The organism is Streptomyces sp. NPDC014801, from assembly GCF_043082085.1.
Classification (GTDB): Bacteria; Actinomycetota; Actinomycetes; order Streptomycetales; family Streptomycetaceae; genus Streptomyces.
In genome coordinates, this window is record NZ_JBIBXG010000007.1 from 228,185 (window position 1) to 237,995 (window position 9,811).

Sequence of the window (9,811 nt, forward strand, 5' to 3'; positions counted from 1 at the left end):
CCCGTCCTTAGCGCTTCTTGTTCGTCTTGCGGCGGCGGACGATGTACTTGTTGCTCGCCTTCTTGGGAGAACGAGTACGACCTTCCTTCTGACCCCAGGGGCTGACCGGGTGGCGACCACCGGAGGTCTTGCCCTCACCACCACCGTGGGGGTGGTCAACCGGGTTCATCGCCACACCGCGAACGGTCGGGCGGACGCCCAGCCAGCGCTTGCGGCCGGCCTTGCCCCAGTTGATGTTGCTCTGCTCGGCGTTGCCGACCTCGCCGACCGTGGCGCGGCAGCGCTGGTCGACCAGGCGGATCTCACCGGAGGGCATGCGGAGGTGGGCCATCGAGCCCTCCTTCGCGAGCAGCTGCACGGAGGCACCGGCGGAGCGGGCGAACTTGGCGCCGCCGCCGGGACGAAGCTCCACGGAGTGGATCGTCGTACCGACCGGGATGTTGCGCAGCGCCAGGTTGTTGCCGGGCTTGATGTCGGCGCCGGGGCCGTTCTCGATCCGGTCGCCCTGGTTCAGCCCACGGGGGGCCAGGATGTAGCGCTTCTCGCCGTCCGCGTAGTGCAGGAGCGCGATGCGCGCGGTGCGGTTCGGGTCGTACTCGATGTGCGCGACCTTCGCCGGCACGCCGTCCTTGTCGTGACGACGGAAGTCGATCACGCGGTAGGCGCGCTTGTGGCCACCACCCTGGTGGCGGACGGTCACACGACCGGCGTTGTTACGGCCGCCCTTGCTGTGCAGAGGGCGGACCAGCGACTTCTCCGGCGTGGACCGCGTGACCTCGACGAAGTCGGCGACGCTGGCGCCACGACGGCCAGGAGTCGTCGGCTTGTACTTGCGGATACCCATTTCTCAGTCCTCGTCCGATATCGGACGATCCTGACCGCTTACGCGGTCGGACCGCCGAAGATGTCGATACGGTCGCCCTCGGCGAGGGTCACGATGGCCCGCTTGGTGGCGGCACGCTGGCCGAACCCGGTGCGGGTGCGCTTGCGCTTGCCGATGCGGTTGATCGTGTTGACCCCGGTGACCTTGACCTCGAAGACCGTCTCGACGGCCTGCTTGATCTGGGTCTTGTTCGAGCGCGGGTCGACGATGAACGTGTACTTGTTCTCGTCGAGGAGCGCGTAGCTCTTCTCGGAGACAACCGGCTTGAGCAGGACGTCACGGGGGTCCGTGAACGACTTGCTCAGCGGGGTCTCGACGGTGTTCTTGCCCTCGGCGGCGTGGCGACGCGCCTTCTTGACGCGCGCTTCCTTGGCCGCCTTGGCGGCCTTCGAGGCGATGGAGGGGTGACGGATCGCCATCAGACCTCGCTCCCTTCGGTGTCGTTGGCCTTCGGGCCGGCGACGAAGGACTCGAAAGCGGCCTGGGTGAAGACCACGTCGTCCGAGACGAGAACGTCGTACGTGTTCAGCTGGCCCGGCTCCAGGATGTGGACCTGGGGCAGGTTGCGGGCGGACAGCCACGCGGCCTCGTCGGAGCGCTCGACGACCAGGAGCAGGTTCTTGCGCTCCGAGATCTTGCCGAACAGGCTCTTGGCGGCCTTGGTGGAGATCGCACCCTCGACCACGCCGGAGACGACGTGGATGCGGTTGTGACGCGCCCGGTCGGTGAGGGCACCGCGCAGGGCGGCGGCCTTCATCTTCTTGGGGGTCCGCTGCGAGTAGTCACGCGGCACGGGACCGTGCACGACGCCACCACCGGCGAACTGCGGCGCGCGGGTCGAACCCTGGCGGGCGCGACCGGTGCCCTTCTGGCGGTACGGCTTCTTGCCACCACCACGGACCTCGCCACGCGTCTTGGTCTTGTGCGTGCCCTGGCGGGCAGCGGCCAGCTGCGCGACGACGACCTGGTGGATCAGCGGGACGCTGACCTTGGCGTCGAAGATCTCCGCGGGGAGCTCGACGGAACCGGCCTTCTCGCCCGCCGGCGAAAGGATGTCAACAGTGCTCATCGGTTACCTCAGGCCCCCTTGGCCGCGGTGCGGACCAGGACGAGGCCGCCGTTCGGACCGGGAACCGCGCCCTTGATGAGCAGCAGACCCTTCTCCGCGTCAACGGCGTGGACGGTCAGGTTCTGGGTGGTGACCCGCTCGTTGCCCATGCGACCCGCCATGCGGAGGCCCTTGAACACACGGCCCGGGGTGGCGCAGCCACCGATGGAACCGGGCGAGCGGTGCTTGCGCTGGGTGCCGTGACCGGCGCCGAGGCCACCGAAGTTGTGACGCTTCATGACACCGGCGAAGCCCTTGCCCTTGCTCTTGCCGGTGACGTCGACCTTCACGCCGGCCTCGAACACCTCAGCGGTGATCTCCTGGCCCAGCGTGTACTCGGAGGCGTCCGCGGTGCGGATCTCGACGAGGTGGCGACGGGGGGTGACGTCGGCCTTCGCGAAGTGACCCTTGAGGGGCTTGTTCACCTTGCGCGGGTCGATCTCGCCGAAGGCGATCTGGACCGACTCGTAGCCGTCGACGTCGTTGGTACGAACCTGGGTCACGACGTTGGGGCCGGCCTTGACGACGGTGACCGGAACAACACGGTTGTTCTCGTCCCACACCTGCGTCATGCCGAGCTTCTCGCCCAGGATGCCCTTGATCTGCTTAGCCATTCTCAGCCCACCAGCCTCAGAGCTTGATCTCGATGTCGACACCGGCCGGCAGGTCGAGTCGCATCAGAGAGTCAACGGTCTTGGGGGTCGGGTCGAGGATGTCGATCAGGCGCTTGTGCGTGCGCATCTCGAAGTGCTCGCGCGAGTCCTTGTACTTGTGCGGCGACTTGATGACGCAGTACACGTTCTTCTCAGTGGGCAGCGGCACCGGGCCCGCGACCGACGCACCGGTACGGGTCACCGTCTCGACGATCTTCTTCGCCGAAGAGTCGATGACCTCGTGGTCGTAGGCCTTGAGCCGGATGCGGATCTTCTGTCCCGCCATGGCTACTCAGTAGTCCTGTCTCTCTAACGCTCTGGAACCCGGTGTTCTTCTTGTGCGACCTTCGCTCCTCCGACCCACGCGGTCGGGCGTGTCGCGCTCCCGCTGACACAGATGTCCCTTGTTCGAACATCCCTGCGGGGGAATGCGACGGCCCTTCCGGAACCGCGGACCGGGGACCTCGGGCCCACCGGGTGCCTGGCCGGTATCGCGCTCACGCTTCCCGGAAGATTCCCGTACTTCCAACCCACATGGGGTTGACGAGTACTGTGGGACTCGCTTCCGGTCCTCCCGGCGGGAGGCGCGCAGCATCAACACTCGACCGAGCAACTCCGACAGTCTGCCATATGGGGCAGGCCGGATGCCAATCGAGCCGAAGAGATTACCCCGGGGGTGACAGAGGTCAAACCCGGACGGGCCTCCGGGGCCGGAGCAGCGCCTCCCAGGGCAGGTCAGAGGCCCTGTGAGCGACCCTTCCCCACTCCGGGGCGCCGGACCGAGCACTCATCATCGGGCCAGATGTGCGACACGCCACATATACGAAGGCGAGCGGGCGAGGCGTCCCTCTGATGTCGTCCGTGGTCAGCGGCGGGACGCGTACGTGACGAAGGCCGCCCAGGCCGTTGCCGGGAGGGCGAGGCGGGGGCCCTGCGTGTGCTTGGAGTCGCGGACGTGGACCGTGCCGGGAGTGTGGGCGATCTCGACGCAGGAGTTACCGTCGTTACCGCCGCTGTAGCTGCTCTTGAACCACGCCAGCTCGGGGGCGTCCCCAGCGGTGGTCTTGCGGATCATGTCTCTCCCAGCAGTTTTTCGACGAAGGCCAGCGACTCCCCGGGCGAGAGCGCCTGAGCCCGGATCGTGCCATACCGCAGCTCCAGGATGCGCAGGTGTTTCGGGTCGTGCGTCGGTCGTCCGTTGAACGCCCCGTCGGACCGGCCCACCGCCGTGCCGTCTGCGAACTTCAGCAGCTCGATCCGACCATCCAGGCCCGAGTGCGTATCGCAGTTCATCGGCATCACCTGCAGTACGACGTTGTGCAACCGGCCTACCTCCAACAGTCGTTCGAGCTGGCGGCGCCAGACCATTGTGCCGCCGATAGGACGCCTAAGAGCTCCCTCTTCCAGGACGAAGCTGAGAGCCGGCGCCGGGTCCCGCTCGAACACCGACTGCCGTGCCAGCCGCGCCGCCACCATGCGTTCGACGTCGTCCGGTGAGTACGGTGGCTGGGCCGCGCTGATCACGGCCCGGGCGTGATCCGGCGTCTGCAGCAGCCCGGCGATGATGTTGCACTCGTACACCCCGATCTCCACCGCCTGGGCCTCCAGCTTGGCCAGCTCCCGGACCTTCTTCGGGTAGCGGACCTTCTTCACGTCCTCCCAGGCCGCCGCGAGCAGGCCGCCGGCGTTCAGGATCTCGTCGGCCGCGTTGAGGTAGTCCTGGCGGGGGATGCGTTTGCCGCCCTCGATCTTGTAGACCATGTCCTCGCTGTAGCCGACGGCCCTGCCGAAGTCACCGGCGCGCAGTCCGGCCGCCTCGCGCCGCAGTTTCAGCTGGCGCCCCACCGTGGTGATGACGGCCACGCCCCACTCGTCGTCCGGGTCGACCTCCCAACCCGGCTCGTCCGCCTCGCTCTTGAGCCGTACCGCCTCGCCGTCCACCGACATCCGCGCCCCTCCGTCGCACCCGTCCGTCGTCCCGCGCCGTACGTCGGCGCCCTACCCCTGCAAACCGCGCGGACAGCCAGGACAGCACCGGACAAGCGCCGGACAGTGACCGTACGCAACCGTCTGATCACTCACCACGGTAGGCGGATACGGCCACGCTGAGTGACGTGAATCAGGAAATCGCCGAGGGGCGGGCCGCCGAACTCGCTTCGCCCGTCCCCCACTTCAGCGTTCTGCTGTCGTCCACCCCGCGCGGTGCCCGCCTCGCCCGGCTGCTCACGGAGGCGCAGTTGCGCCGCTGGGGGCTGCCGGTCGAGCCCGCGGACCTCCTCGTGGCCGAGCTGGCCGCGAACGCCGCCACCCACGGCCGCGTGCCGGGCCGCACCTTCCGCCTGACGCTGTACCTGGTCGGCGCCACGCTCCGCATCGAGGTGACCGACACCCGCGGTGAACGGTTCCCGGAGATCCGGCACCCCGGCGAAGCCGCCGAGTCCGGGCGCGGGCTGCTCCTCGTGGAGGCGCTGGCTGAGCGGTGGGGTGTGCGGGAGGAACGGTTCCCGCGCAAGACCGTCTGGGCGGAGGTCACGGCGGGAAGCGGGTCGAAGCCCGCCGGGCCACCGCAGCGGCATGACGGCCGACGTCTCTCCCGGCGTCCACCGCTCGCAACCACCAGCCCTCCGCCCGGTCCCGCACGCCCAGCCGCACCCGGCACCAACGGAACCACCCCGGCAGCTCCCGGAACGGTACGAACGTGAGGGTGTCCCGGATGGCGTCCTCGGCGGTACCGCCGGTCAGGCCCTCCGCGCGCAGGGCGTCGTACAGCTCCGGCGTCAGCCTGCGGTTCAGCCGCGCCGCCGTGCCCGCCGCGGTGAAGGCGTAGGCCCGCTGGCCGGCGTCCGGCAGTCGCAGGGCACGGAGGATGCGCGGTGCCGCGTCCTCCAGCGGGCAGTTGAGGGCGAGCCCGATCACCGCCGTACCCAGATGCCGCGCACCGCGCGCGAACGCGGCGTCCACCTCGGCGGGGTCGTCGAGGCCGAGCAGGCCCTCCCCGGTCTCCCAGTCGGCCGGCACGGTCACCATGCCTCGGGCATGCGGGCGGCCGCGAGGTATGTCTGCGCGGCAGCTTCACCGCCGCGTCCGACTCCTACCGGCACAGCGCGTCCAGGTCTTCCTCGAACGACGGGAACTCCGCACGGGCGCCGAGGACGATCTCCCTGGCCGGCCGGCGTGGGGTCGTCGCAAAGCGTTCGGCGATCGCCGTGAACGCCGCGTGGGGACGGGCGGTCCGCTCCTCGTCCTCGTACCGGGCGGCCTCGCGGGGGCCGAAGCCGTCGGCCAGTACCCACAGCAGGTCGGAGAGGTTCCCCGCCACCAGCCCGCACTCGCCCTCCGAGCCGAGGAACACCACCGGCTGGTCGTCCGGCGGGAGCCCGGGCCGGACCGTCCAGATCGCCGCGAGGCCGCCCGCGCCGTCCTTGCCGAAGACGCGGAAGGCGGAGCCGTCGGCCTCCGGGTTGCCCGTCCACAGGCGCAGCCAGGCGGTCGTGTCCTCGGCCGCGTCGAAGAGGTCGTAGGGCTCGAAGTCGACGCCCTCTCCGTCGTCGTAGTCGAAGCCGACGCGGGCCACCTCCGCCAGGGCGGGCGGGAGCATGCGGTCCGTCATCCGCGCCGCCTCATGAGCTCAGGAACCGGAACGCAGACCATGACGTGGGACTCCCCCGCTCGCTCGATCGTTCGGGTCCTCATCGTGCCATCACCTAGGTGCTCGTACTCAGGCGACGGCGGCTGGAGACGGGTGATCCCTCCCTTACCCGGCCCCGCCGCCCCCGGCTTGGATCGGTGGCATGGCCTACCGCACCGTGACCGCCCTCGGCGCCCTCTTCGTCGCTGCCCTCGCCCTCGGCGCGTACGGGTGTACGTCGATGGAGGGCGGGCGGGTGCACTCGGCGGCCGATTACCGGGCGCGGGTCGACGCCACCAAGGAAGCCGGCGTGCGGACGGTCCTCGCGCTCAGCCCGGCGCCCGACCTCGGGGGCCACTGGCCGGACGAGCTCGCGCAGGAGGAGAGCAGCACCTCCTGCGTGGACGACTTCGGCGTCGACGACGGTGACGTCACCCGCGACCAGCCGCTCTACAGCTGGGACCTGGACTTCGCCGACCCCGCCGCCTACCGCGCCGCCGTCGACCACCTGCGCCGCACCTGGCAGGGGCAGGGGCTGAGCGTGAAGTACCTCCCCGCGCCGCGGCAGGGCGAGCCCGGGGCCGGACTCCCCGGCATCAGCACCACGGACGAGGACGGCATCGACCTGTCCCTGCGCCCCGACTGGTACTCCGGCAAGCCCACGGTCCGCGCCGACGGCGGCTGCATGCGCCACGAGGGCGCCTACGACGACGTCGGCGCCGACACGTCCGGCTCCTAGGCGTCGGCGTCCGGCCGCCCGTCGGGAGCCGGCCCTGGTCGTCCGGGCCGGAGTACGCGCCGTACGCCCGGAACTCGGGGTACACACGAAAGGCCCGCCCCCACCCTGCGGTGGAGGCGGGCCAACTGCCGCTAGCGGTACGTCACTTCGTGAAGTAGCCCGTGATGTCCGCGATCAGGTCCACCGAGCCGGCGTGGTTGTAGAAGCTCACCTTGCCGTTCACGACCGGGACGATCACCAGGTTGGGGATCGTCAGGCCCGACGTGAAGTTCAGGTTCGACGCCGAGGTGCGGGTCGTGCCGTCGGGGTAGACCGAGACGAAGCTCGACGAGGTCGGGTTCGTCGCCGTCACGTTCAGCACCACCGCGGTCACACCGGACGCGGGGACGCCGGCGACGCCCGCGACCGGGAGGGTCACGACGCCCTGCGCGCCCACCGGACCCTGCCGCACGCCCGTGCCGTTGCGCGTGTCCATCAGGCGCTTCGGGCCGAGGTTGATGTGCGAGGCACCGTCCGTGCCGGAGGTGAAGTAGCCGGTGATGTCGGCGATGAGGTCCACCGAGCCGGCGTGGTTGTAGAAGCTCACCTTGCCGTTGACGACCGGGACGATCACCAGGTTGGGGATCGTCTGGCCGGCGACGAAGTTGAGGTTCGACGCCGAGGTGCGGGTCGTGCCGTCGGGGTAGACCGAGACGAAGCTCGACGAGGTCGGGTTCGTCGCCGTCACGTTCAGGACCACGGCCGTCACGCCGGAGGCGGGGACGCCCTGGACGCCGGCGACCGGGAGGGTCACCACGTCCTGCGCGCCCACCGGGCCCTGCCGCACGCCCGTGCCGTTGCGCGTGTCCATCAGCCGCAGCGGGCCGTGGCTGACGTGGGTCGAGCCGCTGGCGTCGGTCGCGTAGTAGCCGGTCACGTCGGCGATCAGGTCGACGGTGCCGGCGTGGTTGTAGAACCGCACCTTGCCGTCGATCACCGGCACGGTCACCAGGTTGGGGATCGTCTTGCCGGCCGTGAAGTTGAGGTTCGACGCCGACGTGCGGTCGGTGCCGTTCGGGTAGACCGAGACGAAGCTCGTCGCCGTCGGGTTGGTCGCCGTCACGTTCAGGACCACCGCGCCGACGCCGGAGGACGGCACCACGCTGTTCCCGGTGACCTGCAGGACGACCTCACCGCCGGCGCCGACCTTGGCCTTCGCCACGCCCAGCCCGGAACGGGTGTCCATCAGACGGGTCGGGGTGACCGGCTTGAAGGTCTTCGGGCCGGGCACGGTCACGGTGACCGGCGCCGACGTCGTCACCTTGCCGGAGGTGTGCGTGGCGCGGACGGCCACCGTGTGGTCGCCGTAACCGGACAGCGTGATCGACGCGCTGCGCACGTGACCCCAGCCCCACGTGGCGACCTGGCCGTCGACCAGCACCTCGAACTTGTAGATGAGGTTGTTCTGCGTGCTCGTCGACCAGTTGACGGTCGCCGGGCCGGGCGTCTGGTAGCCGCTGCCCGCCTTGGTGGCCTCACCGCCGAGGGAGGTGATGGCGAGGTTCTGGACCGTGCCGCTCGCGTAGCTGCGGATGGTGCCCAGCTGGCCGTAGAGCAGGTCGCCGGGGCACTCCGTGGCGTAACCGTCGCGGTGCCCGGACACGGCGTTGAACGTGTAGTCCTGGCCCAGGGTGTACGACGTGCCGAAGTAGTTCTTCTGCGTGGCGCCGGAGGTCAGCGTGGCCTTGCCGGCCGGGTCGACGCCGTACTGGCCCAGCTTGTACGCGATGAGCCGCGACGCGGCGACCAGCGACGCGTCCGAGGGGCTCACCTTGTTGTAGTCGCCGAGGAAGGCCACGGACGTCGACTGGGAGTTCCACCCGTAGGTGTGAGCCCCGTACACCGGCTGGTCGATGCCGCCCTTGCGGCCCTCGAACAGGGTGCCGCACTTGTCGACCAGGAAGTTGTAGCCGATGTCCTTCCAGCCGTTCGTCTTCACGTGGTACGTGTAGATGCCCCGGATGATCGCCGCGGACTCGGAGCAGTCGTACGGCGTGGCGTCCGCGGTGTGGTGCACGAACGCGGCGCGGATCGTGTTGCCGTTCGGCAGGTAGCCCGGCTCCTCCGGGCTGATGCTCTCGTCCGCGCCCCACCCGGCACGCGAGACGATCGTCGGCTGCGGGGCCGTGGAGGCCGGGCCGGGCGTCGTCGGAGGCGTCTCCTGGACGAAGGCCGCGGGTTCGGCGCTCACCTTCCCGGAGGTCCCGGCGTTCTTGTCGGTGCCCGGGTCGACCAAGTCCAGGCGCAGGCCGGCCGGCAGCTTGCCGTCGCGGGCGCCGTCGGTGATGCGGACCTCGGCGCCGTCGGAGGCGCCCACCCACAGCGGCTCGGTGGAGCCGCGGGCGCCGGGCCGGGCGCCGTCCATCAGCCCCGGGTACGGCGTGAGGTCCGTCCAGGCGGTCCACTCGCCGGTCTCGGCGTTGCGGGCGCGGGCCTGGATGGTGCCCTGGATCTTCGCCTTGGGGTCCGTCCAGGACACGCCCAGCAGACCGAAGCGGTCGGTGGTGCGCTGCGACAGCACGGCCTCGCCGTGGCCCTTGTCGGTCAGGGCGAGCTTGTGCACCGCGGTGCGGACGGGCCCGTGCTCCTCCCCTCGCGCGCTGTAGACGCTGGGCTGACGGGCCTGGTTGTTCTCGCTGCCGAAGACGGCGCCGTTCGCGATCGACTGGATGCCCAGGATCGCGGCGATGCCGAGAGCGGTCCCGGCGGCCGTCCGGCGTGCGCGACGGGCCACGGTGCGACGTGCTCGACGTCCCGATCT

At 70.1% G+C, this 9,811-nt stretch carries 11 protein-coding genes; 2 read left to right on the forward strand and 9 right to left on the reverse strand.

From position 1 onward, the window contains the following. Positions 1 to 7: 7 nt before the first annotated feature. The 7 genes from rplB to ACF1AL_RS18610 all read right to left on the reverse strand — a co-directional run bounded on the left by rplB (position 8) and on the right by ACF1AL_RS18610 (position 4,591). Positions 8 to 844, reverse strand: coding sequence for a 50S ribosomal protein L2 (gene rplB, locus ACF1AL_RS18580; protein ID WP_366841128.1), 837 nt, complete (start codon positions 842 to 844; stop codon positions 8 to 10). A 38-nt stretch (positions 845 to 882) separates the two neighbouring features. Then, positions 883 to 1,302, reverse strand: coding sequence for a 50S ribosomal protein L23 (gene rplW, locus ACF1AL_RS18585; RefSeq protein WP_366841129.1), 420 nt, complete (start codon positions 1,300 to 1,302; stop codon positions 883 to 885). Continuing rightward, positions 1,302 to 1,952: a 50S ribosomal protein L4 gene (gene rplD, locus ACF1AL_RS18590; RefSeq protein ID WP_366841130.1), complete on the reverse strand. Its 651-nt coding sequence runs from the start codon at positions 1,950 to 1,952 to the stop codon at positions 1,302 to 1,304. The genes rplW and rplD overlap by 1 nt, the downstream gene beginning before the upstream one ends. A gap of 8 nt (positions 1,953 to 1,960) precedes the next feature. After that, positions 1,961 to 2,605, reverse strand: coding sequence for a 50S ribosomal protein L3 (gene rplC / locus ACF1AL_RS18595; RefSeq protein ID WP_103781446.1), 645 nt, complete (start codon positions 2,603 to 2,605; stop codon positions 1,961 to 1,963). A 16-nt stretch (positions 2,606 to 2,621) separates the two neighbouring features. Then, positions 2,622 to 2,930 carry a 30S ribosomal protein S10 gene (rpsJ, locus tag ACF1AL_RS18600; RefSeq protein ID WP_003948644.1) on the reverse strand — a complete coding sequence of 103 codons (309 nt, stop codon included), beginning with the start codon at positions 2,928 to 2,930 and terminating at the stop codon, positions 2,622 to 2,624. 579 nt (positions 2,931 to 3,509) lie between these two features. Next, positions 3,510 to 3,719 carry a DUF397 domain-containing protein gene (locus ACF1AL_RS18605; RefSeq protein WP_391826534.1) on the reverse strand — a complete coding sequence of 70 codons (210 nt, stop codon included), beginning with the start codon at positions 3,717 to 3,719 and terminating at the stop codon, positions 3,510 to 3,512. Beyond that, positions 3,716 to 4,591 (reverse strand): helix-turn-helix domain-containing protein, encoded by an 876-nt coding sequence (locus tag ACF1AL_RS18610; RefSeq protein WP_391660063.1) that lies wholly within the window; start codon positions 4,589 to 4,591, stop codon positions 3,716 to 3,718. The genes ACF1AL_RS18605 and ACF1AL_RS18610 overlap by 4 nt, the downstream gene beginning before the upstream one ends. A 167-nt stretch (positions 4,592 to 4,758) precedes the next feature. Between ACF1AL_RS18610 and ACF1AL_RS18615 the strand changes: the two genes are divergently transcribed. Next, positions 4,759 to 5,346 (forward strand): ATP-binding protein, encoded by a 588-nt coding sequence (locus ACF1AL_RS18615; protein ID WP_386420216.1) that lies wholly within the window; start codon positions 4,759 to 4,761, stop codon positions 5,344 to 5,346. 389 nt (positions 5,347 to 5,735) lie between these two features. On the opposite strand, the gene ACF1AL_RS18620 is transcribed toward ACF1AL_RS18615, so the two are convergent. Further along, entirely contained in the window at positions 5,736 to 6,254 is a 519-nt protein-coding gene (locus ACF1AL_RS18620) for an SMI1/KNR4 family protein (RefSeq protein ID WP_391826537.1), read from the reverse strand. Between the two features lie 181 nt (positions 6,255 to 6,435). Here ACF1AL_RS18620 and ACF1AL_RS18625 point away from each other — a divergent pair, with 181 nt between their 5' ends. Beyond that, entirely contained in the window at positions 6,436 to 7,011 is a 576-nt protein-coding gene (locus ACF1AL_RS18625; protein WP_391826539.1) for a hypothetical protein, read from the forward strand. Between the two features lie 142 nt (positions 7,012 to 7,153). Here the strand turns inward: ACF1AL_RS18625 and ACF1AL_RS18630 are convergent, their stop codons facing one another. Next, positions 7,154 to 9,784 (reverse strand): peptidoglycan recognition protein, encoded by a 2,631-nt coding sequence (locus tag ACF1AL_RS18630; protein ID WP_391704132.1) that lies wholly within the window; start codon positions 9,782 to 9,784, stop codon positions 7,154 to 7,156. Positions 9,785 to 9,811: the final 27 nt, after the last annotated feature.